Consider the following 15,469-nt stretch of genomic DNA (forward strand, 5'->3'; position numbering starts at 1 on the left):
TCCTGACCGCGAGCGGCCACGATGCGCCGCGGCTCTGAAGGACCGCTGAAGCAGTGCTGAAGCGCGGCTGAAGGCGGGGTCGGGACTTCCCCGCGGACAGGGGCCGAGTGGGCAGGGGCCGAGTGGGCAGGCGGCTTCTACTCGAACTCCCTCGCCCCCCGCGAGGGGGGAGAGGGAAGGGGAGAGGGGGCTCTTGCCCCAGCGCTGCTGCCCTTCGAAACGCCCCCTCTCCCCCACCCTCTCCCCCCTCGCGGGGGGCGAGGGAGTTGCAGCTCTCCCCGCCATGCGGGGCGAGGGAGTTCCCGGCGAGCGCTCGTGAGGTTTTCGGAGCGCTTTCGGTGGCAACGCCAGCTGTAGCGGTAGCAACGCCAGCTGTAGCGGTAACAACGCCAGCTGTAGCGGTGGCAGCGCTAGTCCAGCGTCTGCCGATAGCGCAGCAGCGCGATCGTGCCCGCGACGACCAGGAACGCCAGCATCGGCCAGAGCTCCGGCATGAGCTGCCCGAAGCTGTTCCCCTTGAGCATGATCCCCCGCACGATGCGCAGGAAGTGGGTCAGCGGCAGCGCCTCGCCGATCACCTGCGCCCAGCGCGGCATGCCGCGGAACGGGAACATGAACCCCGACAGCAGCATCGACGGCAGGAAGAAGAAGAACGTCGCCTGCAGCGCCTGCAATTGGTTCTTCGCCAGCGTCGAGAAGGTGAAGCCGACCGCCAGGTTGGCCAGCATGAACACGCCGATCATCGCCAGCAGCAGCGCGAAGCTGCCCGCCATCGGGATGTGGAACAGCAGCGCGGCGGCCAGCAGGATCACGCCCAGCTGCACGTAACCCAGCACGATGTAGGGCAGGATCTTGCCGATCATCACCTCCAGCGGCCGCACCGGCGTGGCAAGCAGGTTCTCCATCGTCCCGCGCTCGCGCTCGCGCGTCATCGCCAGGCCGGTCAGCATCACCATCGTCATCGTCAGGATGGTGCCGATCAGGCCCGGCACGATGTTGTAGCGGGACAGGCCCTCCGGGTTGTAGCGGCGATGGATGCGCCATTCGAAGGGCATGCGGGCCGCATCCGCGGCCAATGCCCCGACCAGATCGCGCCGCAGCGCCTGCGCGCCGAGCTGCGCCAGCGCCGCGAGCGCGTTGCTCGACGCGGACGGATCCGTCGCGTCCACGCTCACCAGCACGGCCGGCTGCTCGCCGCGCACCACGCGGCGGCTGAAGTCCGGCGGGATCACGAGCAGGAACTGCACCTCGCCGTCCTCGACCATCGCGTCGCCCTCGCGCTCCGACGCCGGCCGCGCGTGGATGCGGAAATAGCCGCTCTGTTCCATCGCCGCGACCAGGCTGCGTGCCATCGGCCCGCGGTCCTGGGTGACGACGGCCGTCGGCAGGCCCTTCGGATCCGTGTTGATCGCGTAGCCGAACAGCAGCAGCTGCAGGATGGGCACGCCCACCGCCATCGCGAAGGTCGGCCGGTCGCGCAGCATCTGCTGGACCTCCTTGATGAAGATCGCCAGCACCCGCGCGAGGCTGAAGCGGCGCGGCGTCATCGCGCCGGCTCCGTCGCCGCCGATTTCGGCCGCGCGTCCTCGAAGTTGTCCGGGCTGCGGCTGATCAGGCTGATGAACACGTCCTCGAGGTTGGCCTCGGCGCGCTCCCAGCGCAGGCCGGGCCGATCGCGCCAGGGCGCGATCGCCTGGTCCAGCCGCGCCTCGTCCTGACCGGCGACATGCAGGCTGTTGCCGAACGCCGCCACGCTGAGCACGCCCTCCGCGCCGTTGAGCGCGGTGGAAGCCTCGGTCAGCTGCCGCGGGTCTTCCGCGTGCAGCGCCCAGACGGCGAGGCCCGCCTGATCGATGATCTCGCGCTGCGTGCCGCGCGCGAGCAGCTTGCCGTAGGCGATGTAGGCGAGCTCATGGCAGCGCTCGGCCTCGTCCATGTAATGCGTCGAGACCAGCACCGTGATGCCCTCGGCCGCGAGGCGGTGGATCTCGTCCCAGAAGTCGCGGCGCGCCTTGGGATCGACGCCCGCGGTCGGTTCGTCGAGCAGCAGCAGCCGGGGCTCGTGGAGCAGGCAGGCGGCCAGGGCCAGCCGCTGCTTCCAGCCGCCCGACAAGGACCCCGCCAACTGGTCCTGGCGCGACTTCAGCCCCAGGCGATCGAGCGCCTCGCCGACGCGTCGCGCGCGGTCGTCGAGCTCGAACAGCCGCGCGATGAAGTCCAGGTTCTGACGGATCGACAGGTCCTCGTACAGGCCGAAGCGCTGCGTCATGTAGCCCACCTGGCGCTTGATCTCGGCGGCCTGTCGGCGCATGTCCAGGTCCAGGCAGGTCCCTTCGCCCTCGTCGGGCGTGAGCAGGCCGCAGAGCATGCGGATCGTCGTCGTCTTGCCGCTGCCGTTGGGACCGAGGAAGCCGCAGATGCGTCCGCGGCCGAGCTGCAGGTCCACGTGGTCGACGACGGTCCGGTGGCCGTAGCGTTTGGTCAGCCCGCGGACGTCGATGGCGAGTTCGCTCATGAACGGGAGGCCGCGGAGGAGGCGGACGGCGTGGCGGAAGGCGTGGCAGAAGGCGCCGAAGCGGCGGCGGGCCGCACCTCCAGCGGCTGACCGGGATGCAGCCGCAGCGCCTGCGAGGGATCCGGCCTGGCCTCGACGAGAAACACCAGCCGCGCCCGCTGGCTGTTCGAGTAGATGACCGGCGGCGTGTACTCGGGCTGCGGCGAGATGTAGCTCACCCGCGCGGTGATCGGCGCGCCGCAGCCGTCGCAGCTGAGCTGCACCGCCTGCCCCTGGCGCAGCGAGGCCAGCTCGGGCTCCGGCACGTAGAAGCGGGCCTTGCGCTGGGACGGCGGCAGCAGCGACACGACGGGCTGGCCGGCGTTCACGTATTCGCCGACGCGGAAGAAGGTGTCGTCGACAAGGCCGGCGGCGGGCGCGTGCTGGCGGGTCTGCGACTCGCGCCACTGCTGCTGCGCGAGCGCCGCGGAAGCCGCCTCGGCGTTGGCGCGCGCGGCGGCCTGCTGATCGGTGCGTGCCGGCAGTTCGGCCACGCGCAGCGAGGACTCGAGTTCATGCACCCGCTGACGCGCCTGCGCGGCGGCGGCGCGCGCATCGTCCAGCCGCGACGCCGAGATGAATCCCTGTCCGATCAGCTGCTGCTGCCGCGCCAGGTCCGAATCCGCCAGCGCCGACTGCGCGCGCGCCTGCGCCAGCTGGGCGCGATTCATCGCGATCTCGTCGGGGCGGCGGCCCTTGGCGGCGTCGGCCTGCTCGGCGCGGGCCGCGGCCAGCCGCGCATCGGCTTCGGCGCGAGCCGCGCTCACCGGGGTCACGTCGATGCTGAAAAGCGGCACGCCGGCGTCGACGGTGTCGCCACGCTGAACGTTCAGCGCCATCAGCTGCCCGGCGACCGGCGCCGCGACGTAGACCGGATCTCCCTCCGCGTAGCCGGACCAGGCCGGCGGCGGCTCGTCGCCGCAGGCGCTCAGCGCCAGCGTGGCGATTGTCACGGGCAACAGCGCAAGCCTGGGCATCGACGCGTTCTCCGGGAATGGGATGACGGGGATTATTGTCCCGGCCCTCTCCGGGCGACGTCCCTGTCGGCGGGAGGGGCAAGTCGCATGCCCTTCGACGTTTTGAATACGACCAACATTAAAGTATTCATGTCGATCACCATTTAAATGGATGAAGGAGCCGTGAATGAAAGCGCTCATTGCCGCCTATGCCCGCACGCCGTTCCACTTCGCGAAGAAGGGCGCGCTTGCCGGGAACCGGCCTGATGACCTGGCCGCGCAGGCCGTGCGTGGATTGCTGGAGCGCACCGGCGTTCCCGGCGCCGGGATCGAGGACGTGATCCTCGGCTGCGCCTACCCCGAGGGCGCGCAGGGCAACAACCTGGCGCGCATCGTCGGGTTGCTGGCGGGCCTGCCGCACAGCGTGCCGGGCATGACCGTCAACCGCTTCTGTGGCTCGTCGATGCAGGCGGTGCACATCGCCGCCGCCAATCTGGAGGCCGGCATCGGCGAGGCCTACCTGTGCGTCGGCGTCGAGTCGATGACCTTCGTGCCGCAGGGCGGCTTCAACTTCTCGCCGCATCCGGGCCTGCTGGCCGACAGCGATGCCTACATCAGCATGGGCGAGACCGCCGAGAACGTCGCCCAGCGCTGGGAGGTCAGCCGTGCCGACCAGGAGGCCTTCGCGCTCGCCTCTCATCGCAAGGCGGCCGCGGCGCGTGCCGACGGGCTGCTGCGCGACGAGATCGTGCCGGTGATCAACGCCGCCGGCGAGACCGTCACCGAGGACGGCTGCATCCGTCCCGGCACGACGCTCGAGGCGCTGGCCTCGCTGAAGCCGGCGTTCCGGCCGGACGGCGTCGTCACCGCGGGCACGTCGTCGCCGCTGACCGATGGCGCCTCCGCCGTGCTCGTCTGCACCGAGGACTTCGCGCATCGCCATGGCCTCGCGCCGCTGGCGCGCGTGCTCAGCTTCGCCAGCGTCGGTGTCGACCCCGCGGTCATGGGCATCGGTCCGGTGCCCGCGACGCAGCGGGCGCTCCAGCGCGCCGGGTTGTGGGCGGGGCAGCTCGACGTCGTCGAACTGAACGAAGCCTTCTCATCCCAGGCGCTGGCCTGCATCCGCGACCTGGGCCTGGACCCTTCGCGCGTCAACCTGGACGGCGGCGGCCTGGCCATCGGACATCCGCTCGGCGCCACCGGCGCGCGCATCACCGGCAAGGCCGCGGCGCTGCTGCAGCGAACCGGCGGCCGCTATGCCCTCGCCACCCAATGCATCGGCGGTGGACAGGGCATCGCCACCGTGCTCGAGCGCGTCTGAACGATCAGCCCGTATTCCGTTTCTCGTCTCCCGACGACTTCCCCTTCCCCCTCCCTTCATTCAAGGAATCACCATGGACTTCAAGAACACCGTCGCCTTCGTCACCGGCGCCAATCGCGGTCTCGGCAAGAGCTTCGTCAAGGCGCTTCAAGCCGCGGGCGCGAAGAAGATCTACGCCGCCGCGCGGGACCCGTCCACGATCGACCTGCCGGGTGTCGTGCCGGTGCAGCTCGATGTCAACAAGCCCGAGCAGATCGAGGCCGCGGTGCGTGCCGCCGGTGACGTCACGCTGCTCATCAACAACGCGGGCATTTCGCGCGGCTCGCCCTTGCTGGCCGATGGCGCCCTGGCCGCGTTGCGCGACGAGTTCGAGACCAACGCCGTGGGCCCGCTGGCGCTGACGCGGGCGTTCGCGCCGGCGCTGAAGGAGCAGGGCGGCGGCGCGGTGGTCAATGTGTTGTCGGTGCTGAGCTGGCTCAACCTGCCGGGTGCCGCGACCTACAGTGTGTCGAAGGCGGCGGCCTGGTCGGTGACCAACGGTCTGCGCCTGGAGCTGAAGGAGCAGGGCACGGCGGTGGTCGCGCTGCATGTCGGCTTCATGGACACCGACATGGCCGCGCGCATCGATGCGCCGAAGGCGGATCCGCTGGACGTGGCGAACCAGGTGCTGGCGGCGCTCGCCGCGGGCCGCGACGAGGTCTATGCCGACGATCTGACGCGTGGCGTGAAGGCGGGCTTGTCGGCGGAAGCCGGCAGCTACCGCGGCGGCATCTGATCCGATCTGATCCGCCGGGCCCTGAAAGCACGAAGCCCCGCCGCGCGAACCGCGCGAGCGGGGCTTCTTCGTCAGGCCAGGCTGAGGATCAGACCACCAACCCCAGCAACCTCGGCAGCGCCAGCGACAGTCCCGGCCAGTAGGTCACCACGAGCAGGAACCCCAGCATCGTGAGCAGCCACGGCCACACCGCGACGGTGAGCTCGGTGATGCCCATCTTCGTGATTCCGGACGCCACGTAGAGGTTGAGTCCCACCGGCGGGTGGCACAGGCCGACTTCCATGTTCACCGCCATCAGGATGCCCAGGTGCACCGGATCGACGCCCAGCTTGGCCGCCACCGGGAACAGGATGGGCGCCATGATCAGCACGATCGCGGCCGGGTCCATGAAGTTGCCCGCGCCCAGCAGGATCAGGTTGACCAGCAGCAGGAACACGACCAGTCCGAAGCCCTGCGCCGACATCCACGCGGCCATCGTCTGCGGGATCTGCTCGGAGGCCATCAGGAAGCTGAACAGCACCGCGTTGGTGATGATGTACAGGAGCATCGAGCTCATCGCCGCGGCCTTCAGCAGCACCTTGGGCACGTCCTTCAGGCCCATGTCCTTGTAGACGAAGACCGAGATGATGAAGGCGTACACCGCGGCGACGGCGGCGGCTTCGGTCGGCGTGAACTTGCCGCTGTAGATGCCGCCGATGACCACGACGATCAGCATCAGGCCCCAGAAGCTGTCGCGGAAGGCCTTGAAGCGCTCGGCCCAGGTGGCCTTGACCATGCGCGGGTAGTCGTACTTCTTGGCGCGGTACCAGGTGGTGATCCCCAGCAGCAGCGACAGGCACACGCCCGGCACGACGCCGGCCATGAACAGCTGCCCGACCGACGCGGTGCCCACGGCCTCGCCGTGCGGTCCGGTGGCGCTCATCCCCGCGGTCGCGATCGAGAACATCACCAGGTTGATCGACGGCGGGAACAGGATGCCCAGCGCGCCCGAGGTCGTGATCACGCCCGCCCCGAACTGCTTCGGATAGCCCTGCTTGGTCATCGCCGGCAGGATGATGGAACCCACCGCCACCACCGTCGCCACCGACGAGCCCGAGATCGCCGCGAACATCGCGCAGGCCAGCACGCCGGCCAGTCCCAGGCCGCCGTACCAGTGGCCGATCATGGTCGTGGCGAAGTGGATGATCCGCCGCGCCACCCCGCCATGGGTCAGGAAATTGCCGGCCAGGATGAAGAACGGCACGGCCATGATCTCGAACTTCTCGATGCCGGTGAACAGCTTGAGCGCGACCGATTCGATCGGCACGTTCGTCATCGTGAAGAGGTAGGTCAGGACCGTCAGGCCCAGCGAGATCGAGATCGGCATGCCGGTGAGCATCAGCACCACCAGCAGCGAGAAGATGATCAGGGTGTTCATGCGCGATCTCCCTTGCCCGACCTGGCCGACTTGGCGGCCTCTTCGGCCGTCTTCGCCGCGCCGACCGCGGCGACGTCATCCTCGATGCCCTCGACATGGCCGTGGTCCGCGTGCGGCGCCTCGCCGGTGCGGATGAAGTGCCAGCACACCTGCAGGAAGCGGAAGCACATCAGGTAGGAGCCCAGCGGCACGCAGGAATAGGCGATCCAGGTCGGGATCTCCAGGTCGGGCGAGGTCGGGCCTTCGAAGAGGTCCGGGTTCTCGATCCCGAAGGCATGCGTGAACGCGTAGTGCGCGCCGTTCTCCCACACGAAGGTCGCGCCCAGCGTGCCGATGGTCGCGGTGAACACCGCGCCGGCCAGCAGGCTGAAGATCACCAGGTACTTCGCATGCTCCGGCCTGAGCTTGCGTACCAGCACGTCCACGCCCACGTGGGTGCCGGCCCGCACGCCGTAGGCGGCGCCGAACTTGGCCATCCACACGAACATGTAGATGCACAGCTCCTGCGCCCAGCTCACGTCGATGCGGATGATCAGGTCCTGCAGGTGCGGCACGCCGGCCAGGAAGCGGTGCAGCACGGCCATCGCGATGACCAGCGTCGCGGCGCCCATGAGGAAAGCGATCAGGCTTTCCTCCAATCGATCGAGCCATCTCAGGGACATGGCGATCTCCTCGGGGGTGAGTCCGGCGCGGGGGCCGGACGAAAGAAATGCCGCGCCGCCGGAGACAGCGCGGCATGGAGAGGCGAGAGCAGCGCGGGGCTTACTTCGTCGGCGGGACGAAACCGGCGGCCTTGTAGGCGGCCTCGACGGTGCCCTTGCCGACGCGGCCTTCCATCTCCTTGTGGACCGGCATCAGCGCCAGCTTCCACTCGTTGACCTCGGCCGGCGTCAGCGTGTAGATCGTGGTCTTGCCGCTGGCCTTGATTTTCTCCAGCGCCTGCTGGTTCTCGGTCTGCGCGATCGCGTTGGCGTAGATGGTGGCGTCCTTGACGCTGCTGTCCACCACCGCCTTCAGGTCGGCGGGCAGGCCGTCGTAGAACTTCTTGTTGATGATCAGCGCGTAGGCCAGGTGGCCGTGGTTGCTGAGGGTCGTGTGCTTCTGCACCTCGTAGGTCTTCTGCGTGTAGAAGTTGGACGGCACGCCCTCGGTGCCATCGACCACGCCGGACTGCAGCGCCTGGTACAGCTCGGAGAAGGCCATCACCTGCGGGATCGCGCCCAGCGCGCGCATCTGCGCGTCCAGCACCTTGGAGGACTGGATCCGCATCTTCAGGCCCTTGAAGTCCGCCACGTGGTGCAGCGGCTTGTTGGCGCTCATGATGTGGAAGCCGTTGTCCCAGAAGGCCAGGCCCTTGATGCCCTTGGGCTCGAGCTTCTTGAACAGCTCCATGCCCAGCGTGTTCGTCGTGTTGCGGAACGAGGCGTCGTCCTTGAACAGGAAGGGCAGGTCGAAGACCTCGAACTCCTTCACGCCCAGCGGGCCGAACTTGGCCAGCGACGGCGCCAGCATCTGGACCGAGCCCAGCTGCAGCGCCTCCAGCTCTTCCTTGTCCTTGTAGAGCTGGCTGTTGGGATAGACCTCGACCTTCAGGCGGCCCTTGCTGCGCTCCTCGGCCAGTTCCTTGAAGCGCTGCGCGCCCTTGCCCTTGGGCGTGTCGGGGGCGACGACGTGGCTCAGCTTGATCACGATCGGCGCCTGGGCGAAGGCGGACGCGGCAACGCCGAGGCCGGCGACGGCCAGCGCGGCGCCCAGCAGCAGGCGGCGGGGGAAGGTGGCGGACATGAAGGTCTCCTGATGTTCTTCGGCCCGGGCGGGGCGCGGAGGGCGCCGGTTTCCGGAATGGAGGCGATTGTGGAAATCCGGCCCCGGCCCCACCAGTTGTGGACTTCCACATCAGGGGAACACGCATCGCACGCGCGCCGCGGCGGCCCCGCGCAAGGCCTAGACTGCCTGCCATGGCCGTGCCCCGTCGTTTCCTCCAACTGCTCAAGCGCGCCAGCTGGGCCCTGCCGCTGGTGCTGGCGCTGGCCTTCGCCGCGTCGGTCGGCGTGTGGCTGCGCCTGAGCGACATGCGCGACCTCGAGGAGGAGCGGCTGACGCTGATCGCCGACGCGCTGTCGCTGGAGGCGCGCATCTCGGACTGGCTCAACGCCGAGCACGCGGCGGTGGACCGGCTCGCGCAGCAGCTGCCCGGCGAGGTCGACGACAACACGCTGCTGCGGCATCGGGCGGTGGTCGAAGGCCTGCGGCGGCTGTGGGTCAGCGTGACGGTGCTGGACCTCAACAACCGGGTGCTGGCGCATGTGCCGCAGCAGGCGCCGCAGGCGGCCGCCCCGCAGAAGGAGCGCAGCGGCGTCAGCCTGGATGAAGGCGGGCTGACCGCGCATTGGAGCGCAGCGCGCCCGCAGGGCGGCCGGCTGGTGGTGCGCTTCGCGCCGAGCGCGCTGCTGCGGCAGACGGTGCCGTGGTGGCTGGCGCAGAAGTACGACGTGCGGCTGGTCGATGGGCTCGGCCAGCGGCTGGCGCAGACGGGCGACGCGCTCGCGCTGCCCGACACGCAGAGCTACCGCGTCAGCGTCGATCCGGCGATGCGCGAGACCTGGCTCGAACTCAACACGCGCGTGCCGCATCGCCCTTGGTGGTACACGCTCGCGGCCGGGTTGATGGGGGTGTTCCTGCTGCTGTCGGCGCTGGCCAGCGCGATGCTGCGCAGGCAGATGCGCGAGGTGCGCCGCGCCGAAGGCGAGGCCCGCACCGAGGCGGCCTGGCGGCGCGCGGTCGAGGACTCGCTGACGGTGGGCCTGCGCGGGCGTGACCTGGATGGCCGGCTGACCCATGTGAATCGCGCGTTCTGCGACCTGGTGGGCTATGGCGCGGACGAGCTGCTCGGACGCCTGCCGCCGATGCCGTACTGGCTGCCCGACGAGATGGAGGACAGCCTGCGCCGGCACCGCCGCAACATGGCCGGCGGCGCGCCGCGGGAAGGCTACGAGGCGCGCTGGATGCACCGCGAAGGGCATGTGCTGGACGTGATGATCTTCGAGGCGCCGCTGGTGGACGCCAATGGCACGCAGATCGGCTGGATGGGCTCCATCGTCGACATCAGCGCGCGCAAGCAGGCCGAGGAGCGCGAGCGCCGCCGCACCGAGACGCTCGCGCATCAGGCGCGGCTGAGCACGCTGGGCGAGGTCGCCTCGGCGCTGGCGCATCAGCTGAACCAGCCGCTGGCGGCGATCGCCGGCTACAACGCGGGCGCGCTGCGCTCGCTGGAGCGGGCCGGGCATCCGGACGACGACATCGTCATGGAGGCGCTGCGGCGGCTGGGCGAGCAGGCGCAGGAGGCGGGGCGCATCGTGCAGCGCATCCGCGCGTTCCTGACGCGGCGCGCGCCGCAACCGGAGCGCTGCGCGGTGCCGGAGCTCGTCGCGCGGGTGCTGGCGCTGCTCAAGCGTGACCTGCACGGGGTGCGCGTCGACGTCGCGCTGCCGCCGGGGCTGCCCGACGTGCAGGCCGACGCGGTGTTGATCGAGCAGGTGCTGATCAACCTGGTCCGCAACGCGCTCGACGAACTGCACGGCAAGCCGGCGCCCATCGTGAGGATCACGGCGCAGCGCGTCGGCGAGCGCTTCCTGCGCGTGGACGTGGACGACAACGGTCCCGGCCTGCAGGGACGGGGCATCGACCAGTTGACGACGGCGTTCTACTCGACCAAGTCGGATGGCATGGGGATGGGACTGGCGATCTGCCGTTCGGTGATCGAGGCGCACCACGGCGGCATGGAAGCCGGCGCGGGCGCGCTGGGCGGCGCGAGGATCAGCTTCACGCTGCCGCTGTGCCTGGACGCCGGGCCATGCGGCGAGGGCGAGGCGGGCATCGGCTCATACAAGGAGGGCGCGCGATGAGCGACCCACAGGCGACCGTCCACCTGGTGGACGACGAGGCGGCGGTGCGGGACGCGCTGGCGTTCCTGATGCGCTCGCATGGCTTGCGCGTCGAGGCGCATCCGGGCGGGCCGGCGCTGTTCGAGGCGCTCGATCACGCGATCGAGCCGCATGGCTGCATCGTGCTGGACGTGCGGATGGAGCCGCTGTCGGGGCTGCAGGTGCATGACGAGCTGATCGCGCGCGGCGTGCCGCTGCCGGTGATCTTCCTGAGCGGCCACGGCGACATCCCGATGGCGGTGGACGCGATGCAGAAGGGCGCGCTGGACTTCGTCGAGAAGCCGTTCAACGATCAGGCGCTGGTGAACAAGGTGCAGCGCGCGATCGCGCTGGACATGCACCGCTGGCGCGAATCGCGCGCGCATGCGAACGTGGCGGGCCGGCTCGCGAGCCTGACCGACCGCGAACGCGAGGTCGCGGTGCTGGTCGCGGCTGGCAAGCTCAACAAGCAGGTGGCCGACGAACTCGGCATCGCGATCCGCACGGTGGAGGTCCACCGCGCGCGCGCGTTCACGAAGCTGGGCCTGCGCTCCGCGGCGGAATTGGCGACGCTGCTGGAGCGGTTTGAGCTGAAGCGGGAGATGGGTGGTCAGTGAGCGCCAGCAGGCCGTGCAGTCAGTTCGACGCCGACCGCGCTGAGAACCGCCAACAACGTCTTCAAGGTGGGATTGCCGCTGGCGCTGCAGGAGCGATACAGGTGTTCCCTGGACAGCCCTGTTTGTTCGGCGACGGTTTTCATGCCCTTTGCTCGTGCCACGACCCCCAGCGCATGCGCGACGTACGCGGCGTCGTTTGTTTTCAACGCTTCGTCGAGATAGATCGAAATCTCCTCTTCGGACGAGAGCATCTCGGCGGGTTCGAACGCAGAGAATTTTTCAGCCATTTTCAGAGCTCCACTGTTGCGCCAAACGAGTCGCGGTCTTGATGTCCGCGGACTGCGTACCTTTGTCGCCCGCGCAGAGCAGGACGACGAGTGAGGCACCGCTCTGACGGAAGTAGATGCGGTAGCCGGGGCCGTAGTGGATCCGCAGTTCGCAGATTCCAGCTCCCACGCTCTTCGTGTCGCCGAAATGGCCGAAGGCCATGCGATCGATGCGAGAAGTGATCAACGCACGCGCACGAAGGTCGCTCAGGCGCGACCACCAATGCATGAATGTCGAGGAGTGGATGATGCGGAGCACCACGCAACTGTAGTTTATACGCTACCGCTGTGGCGTGCTTCTTCCGCCGGGATTGACCGAATCCAGATTCAGTCAGGTCGCTTGACGACCAGCGACACGTTGCTTCCGCCGAACGCGAACGAGTTGCTGACCATGGCCTTCGAAGGATCGAAGGCGCGCGGCTCGCGGATCACGTCCGCGATCTCCTCGAGCGCGCTGGCGCGCACGTTCGCGCTGGGCGGCAGTTGGCCCCGGCGCAGCGCCTGCACGCAGGCGACCAGCTCCAGCGCGCCGCCGGCGCCGATCAGGTGGCCGTGCAGCGCCTTGGTCGCGCTGACCGGCACGCCGCGCGGGCCGAAGACCCGGGCCAGCGATTCCGCCTCGACCACGTCGCCGACGTCGGTCGCGGTGCCATGCGCGTTCACGTAGCCGACCTGCGACGGCGCGATCCCCGCGTCGGCCAGCGCGGCGCGCAGCGCGCGCTCCTGGCCATCGGCATCGGGCCGCGACAGGTGCACCGCGTCGACGCTATGCCCATAGCCGGCCAGCACGGCAAGCGCCGACGCGCCGCGTGCGCGGGCGTGGCTCTCCGTCTCCAGCACCAGCGCCGCCGCGCCCTCGCCCAGCACCAGGCCCTTGCGAGCGTCGTCGAACGGGCGGCAGCTCCGCGAGGGATCCTCCGGATCCGGCGGCGCCATCACGCCCATCGCCTGCCATGCGCCCACCGAGCCCGGATTCAGCATCGCCTCCGAGCCCCCCACCAGCGCCACATCCGCGCGGCCCTGGCGCAGCAGCATCAGCGCTTCGCCGATGGCCTGCGCCGACGAGGCACAGGCATTGGAGATCGTCAGCATCGCCGCCTTCAGCCCGTACTTCATCGCCAGATGCGACGCGGCCGAGTTGCTCATGACCCGCACCACCGTGTACGGATGGATGCGCGGCGGCGTCTTGGTCAGGTGCTCGGTGTAGGACAGCTGCAGCGCGTTCGATCCGCCCAGCCCCGTGCCCCAGGCCACGGCCGCGCGCTCCGGCGTCGCCGCGGCGGCCGGCAGCCCGGACTGCGTCCAGGCCTCGCGCGCCGCCTGCAGCGCCATAAGGCTGTGCCGGTCGTGCAGGTTGCGCTGCGCCGGCGGCATCTCCTGGCCCAGCGGCTGCGTCACCGCCGCCGCCGCGAACGGCGCCACGCCATGCTCCGGATCTCCCGGCTGCAACGCGATCCCCGACCGTCCCTGCGCCAGCGCGTCCGCGAGCGCGTCCGCGTCCGGGCCGAGCGCGCTGCACGCGCCGATGCCGGTGACCCATACCGCTTCCGCGTGGCTCACGGGGCCCGGTCCTCAGGCCGCCGCCGTGGCGGTGGACCCGTCGCTGCCGGCCTTGGCGGCCAGCTGCTCGTCCACCAGCGCGGCCAGGCCGGCGATCGTCGGCTGCTTCATCGCCGCGTCGTGGTCGATGTCGATCAGGAACTTGTCTTCCACCGCGAACATGAAGTCCACCAGCATCAGCGAATCCAGCCCCAGTTCGGCGAAGGTGACGTCGTTCTTCAGGTCGGCGTCGTTCATGCCCAGGTCGTGGCAGGCCAGACGGCGCAGTTCTTCAAGCGTGTTGCTCATGGCGGATTTCCTCGGTCGCGGAAAGGGTGAAGTCTCGGTCGGCAGGGTCCGCGACGGGCACCTGGCGCAACAGGAATTGTCGGGCCGCCTGGGTCACGGCGCCCCGTTCATTGTCCAGCGTCAGCATGTGATAGCTGTGGTGGAACCAGTGCACCTCCGGCGTCGTGGCCAGACGGCGCTGCAATTCCAGCACGGAACGCGGGCCGCTGACGTCGTCCTCGCTGGCGTGCAGCACGACGGCCGGCGCATCGATCTCATGCAGGCGCGCGCGCACGTGGCGGATCAGGCGTGACGCCTGATGCAGGGACGCGGCGGGCAGGCGGTCGGCGCCGGCGGCGGACACATGGCTGGAGTTCATGGCCTGCGCGACCCACTCGCGCAGCCGTTCGTTCTTGATGCCGTAGGGCGCCGTCTCGCGGAAGGCCAGCCACTGGCGCAGCGGCGGCACGTAGGCCAGCGGCAGCAGGCGGCGCCACGGCGAGACGTTCCAGCCGTCGAAGTGCAGGCTGGTCGAGAGCAGCATCAGCGCCGCGGCCGGCCGCTTGAGCGCCAGCGCCAGCGTCAGCACCGACCCCATCGACAGGCCGCCGATGGCCACGCGCTCGTGCCGCGCGGCCAGCGCGTCGAAATGCGCGGCGGCCATGTCGACCCACTCCTCGAAGCGCGGCACCGCGCGGCGGCGGCGCGCCTCGGGCGCGGCGCCCGGGGGCGGCGGCGCCACGCCGTAGCCGTCCAGCGCCGGGGCTTCCACGACGTAGCCGGCATCGCGCAGCGAGCGCGCCAGCGGCATCATCTCGAGCGGATTGGCGCACAGGCCGTGCAGCAGCAGCACGGCGGGACGGGGATCGAGCGCCGGCGTCTGGGCCGGCGTCGCGGACGCGGACGGCGGGAAGGGAATGTTCAGCATGGGCGGCAGTCTGTCCAAGCTCGCTGTTGCGGACTTGACGCGAAGCTGTCGGAAACCTGTCCGCGCCTTTGCCATCAGGTTTCTGAAAGGTCGGCGATTGGCCTGCGAAAGGCTCAAGGCTTATGCTGCCGCACCATGCGAATCCTCCTGGTCGAAGACGATGAATTCCTGGCGGAATCCACCGCCCGGGCGCTGCGCTCGCAGTCCTGGGTCGTGGACGTCAGCGCCCGTGGCGAGCCGGTGCCGCTGTCGCTGCGCGAGGACCGCTACGACCTGCTGATCCTGGACATCGGACTGGCCGGCATCGATGGATTCGAGACCCTGCGCCGCGTGCGCGCCCAGGGCAGCACGACGCCGGTGCTGCTGCTGACAGCTCGTGACGCCGTCGAGGATCGCGTGCGCGGCCTGGAGGGCGGCGCCGACGACTACCTGGTCAAGCCCTTCGCGCTCAGCGAGCTGATCGCCCGGGCCCGGGCGCTGGTGCGCCGCAGCCAGGCGCGCACCGGCAACGAGCTGCGGCTGTCCACGCTGCGCATGGACCTGGAGGCCCGCCGCGCCTACATCGCCGACGAGCCGCTGGCCCTGTCCGCCCGCGAATGGGACGTGCTGGGCTTCCTGCTGGCGCGCGCCGGCAAGGTGGTGGCGAAGGAGCAGATCGCCTCGGCCAGCAACGGCTGGGAACAGGGCGTGAGCGACAACGCGATCGAGGTCTGCGTCTCGCGCCTGCGGGCCAAGATCGAGCCCGCCGGCCTGCAGCTGCGCACGGTGCGCGGCCTGGGCTACCTGCTGGAAGAGACGCCCGCCCCGGCGGCCAACGCCTGACGC

At 69.8% G+C, this 15,469-nt stretch carries 16 protein-coding genes; 5 read left to right on the plus strand and 11 right to left on the minus strand.

What is annotated here, in order from left to right:
- Positions 1–410 precede the first annotated feature (410 nt).
- From ACEN96_RS04315 to ACEN96_RS04325, 3 genes are read right to left on the minus strand one after another with little or no spacing between them, the layout of a single operon-like run.
- On the minus strand, positions 411–1,547 hold the full coding sequence (locus ACEN96_RS04315; RefSeq protein WP_495586830.1) for an ABC transporter permease: 1,137 nt from the start codon (positions 1,545–1,547) through the stop codon (positions 411–413).
- On the minus strand, positions 1,544–2,515 hold the full coding sequence (locus ACEN96_RS04320; protein ID WP_495586831.1) for an ABC transporter ATP-binding protein: 972 nt from the start codon (positions 2,513–2,515) through the stop codon (positions 1,544–1,546). The genes ACEN96_RS04315 and ACEN96_RS04320 overlap by 4 nt, the downstream gene beginning before the upstream one ends.
- Positions 2,512–3,507: an HlyD family secretion protein gene (locus ACEN96_RS04325; RefSeq protein WP_495588543.1), complete on the minus strand. Its 996-nt coding sequence runs from the start codon at positions 3,505–3,507 to the stop codon at positions 2,512–2,514. The genes ACEN96_RS04320 and ACEN96_RS04325 overlap by 4 nt, the downstream gene beginning before the upstream one ends.
- Before the next feature lie 190 nt (positions 3,508–3,697).
- On the opposite strand from ACEN96_RS04325, the gene ACEN96_RS04330 reads away from it, so the two are divergent.
- Together ACEN96_RS04330 and ACEN96_RS04335 are read left to right on the plus strand one after the other, a co-directional pair.
- The gene (locus ACEN96_RS04330) at positions 3,698–4,831 is read left to right on the plus strand and encodes a thiolase family protein (RefSeq protein WP_495586832.1); all 1,134 of its coding nucleotides are present in this window, start codon (positions 3,698–3,700) and stop codon (positions 4,829–4,831) included.
- Positions 4,832–4,904: 73 nt separating this feature from the next.
- Positions 4,905–5,606 carry an SDR family oxidoreductase gene (locus ACEN96_RS04335; protein ID WP_495586833.1) on the plus strand — a complete coding sequence of 234 codons (702 nt, stop codon included), beginning with the start codon at positions 4,905–4,907 and terminating at the stop codon, positions 5,604–5,606.
- Between the two features lie 88 nt (positions 5,607–5,694).
- On the opposite strand, the gene ACEN96_RS04340 is transcribed toward ACEN96_RS04335, so the two are convergent.
- The 3 genes from ACEN96_RS04340 to ACEN96_RS04350 form a co-directional block, all read right to left on the minus strand.
- A complete protein-coding gene (locus ACEN96_RS04340; RefSeq protein WP_495586834.1) occupies positions 5,695–7,023 on the minus strand; it encodes a TRAP transporter large permease in 1,329 nt (442 codons plus the stop codon).
- Entirely contained in the window at positions 7,020–7,679 is a 660-nt protein-coding gene (locus ACEN96_RS04345; RefSeq protein WP_495588544.1) for a TRAP transporter small permease, read from the minus strand. The genes ACEN96_RS04340 and ACEN96_RS04345 overlap by 4 nt, the downstream gene beginning before the upstream one ends.
- A gap of 106 nt (positions 7,680–7,785) precedes the next feature.
- The gene (locus ACEN96_RS04350; protein WP_495586835.1) at positions 7,786–8,808 is read right to left on the minus strand and encodes a TRAP transporter substrate-binding protein; all 1,023 of its coding nucleotides are present in this window, start codon (positions 8,806–8,808) and stop codon (positions 7,786–7,788) included.
- Between the two features lie 173 nt (positions 8,809–8,981).
- Between ACEN96_RS04350 and ACEN96_RS04355 the strand changes: the two genes are divergently transcribed.
- Entirely contained in the window at positions 8,982–10,928 is a 1,947-nt protein-coding gene (locus ACEN96_RS04355) for a sensor histidine kinase (protein ID WP_495586836.1), read from the plus strand.
- Positions 10,925–11,563 (plus strand): response regulator transcription factor, encoded by a 639-nt coding sequence (locus tag ACEN96_RS04360; protein ID WP_495586837.1) that lies wholly within the window; start codon positions 10,925–10,927, stop codon positions 11,561–11,563. The genes ACEN96_RS04355 and ACEN96_RS04360 overlap by 4 nt, the downstream gene beginning before the upstream one ends.
- Here the strand turns inward: ACEN96_RS04360 and ACEN96_RS04365 are convergent.
- The 5 genes from ACEN96_RS04365 to ACEN96_RS04385 all read right to left on the minus strand — a co-directional run bounded on the left by ACEN96_RS04365 (position 11,557) and on the right by ACEN96_RS04385 (position 14,644).
- The gene (locus ACEN96_RS04365; RefSeq protein WP_495586838.1) at positions 11,557–11,850 is read right to left on the minus strand and encodes an addiction module antidote protein; all 294 of its coding nucleotides are present in this window, start codon (positions 11,848–11,850) and stop codon (positions 11,557–11,559) included. The genes ACEN96_RS04360 and ACEN96_RS04365 overlap by 7 nt on opposite strands.
- On the minus strand, positions 11,843–12,148 hold the full coding sequence (locus tag ACEN96_RS04370; protein ID WP_495586839.1) for a type II toxin-antitoxin system RelE/ParE family toxin: 306 nt from the start codon (positions 12,146–12,148) through the stop codon (positions 11,843–11,845). Before ACEN96_RS04370 ends, ACEN96_RS04365 begins: the two co-directional genes overlap by 8 nt.
- 68 nt (positions 12,149–12,216) lie before the next feature.
- Positions 12,217–13,449 carry a beta-ketoacyl-[acyl-carrier-protein] synthase family protein gene (locus ACEN96_RS04375; RefSeq protein WP_495586840.1) on the minus strand — a complete coding sequence of 411 codons (1,233 nt, stop codon included), beginning with the start codon at positions 13,447–13,449 and terminating at the stop codon, positions 12,217–12,219.
- A 12-nt stretch (positions 13,450–13,461) separates the two neighbouring features.
- On the minus strand, positions 13,462–13,737 hold the full coding sequence (locus tag ACEN96_RS04380; RefSeq protein ID WP_495586841.1) for an acyl carrier protein: 276 nt from the start codon (positions 13,735–13,737) through the stop codon (positions 13,462–13,464).
- Positions 13,721–14,644: an alpha/beta hydrolase gene (locus ACEN96_RS04385; RefSeq protein WP_495586842.1), complete on the minus strand. Its 924-nt coding sequence runs from the start codon at positions 14,642–14,644 to the stop codon at positions 13,721–13,723. Before ACEN96_RS04385 ends, ACEN96_RS04380 begins: the two co-directional genes overlap by 17 nt.
- Before the next feature lie 135 nt (positions 14,645–14,779).
- Between ACEN96_RS04385 and ACEN96_RS04390 the strand changes: the two genes are divergently transcribed.
- On the plus strand, positions 14,780–15,466 hold the full coding sequence (locus ACEN96_RS04390) for a response regulator (RefSeq protein ID WP_495586843.1): 687 nt from the start codon (positions 14,780–14,782) through the stop codon (positions 15,464–15,466).
- Positions 15,467–15,469: the final 3 nt, after the last annotated feature.

The organism is Roseateles sp. Mitsp63, assembly GCF_059491535.1.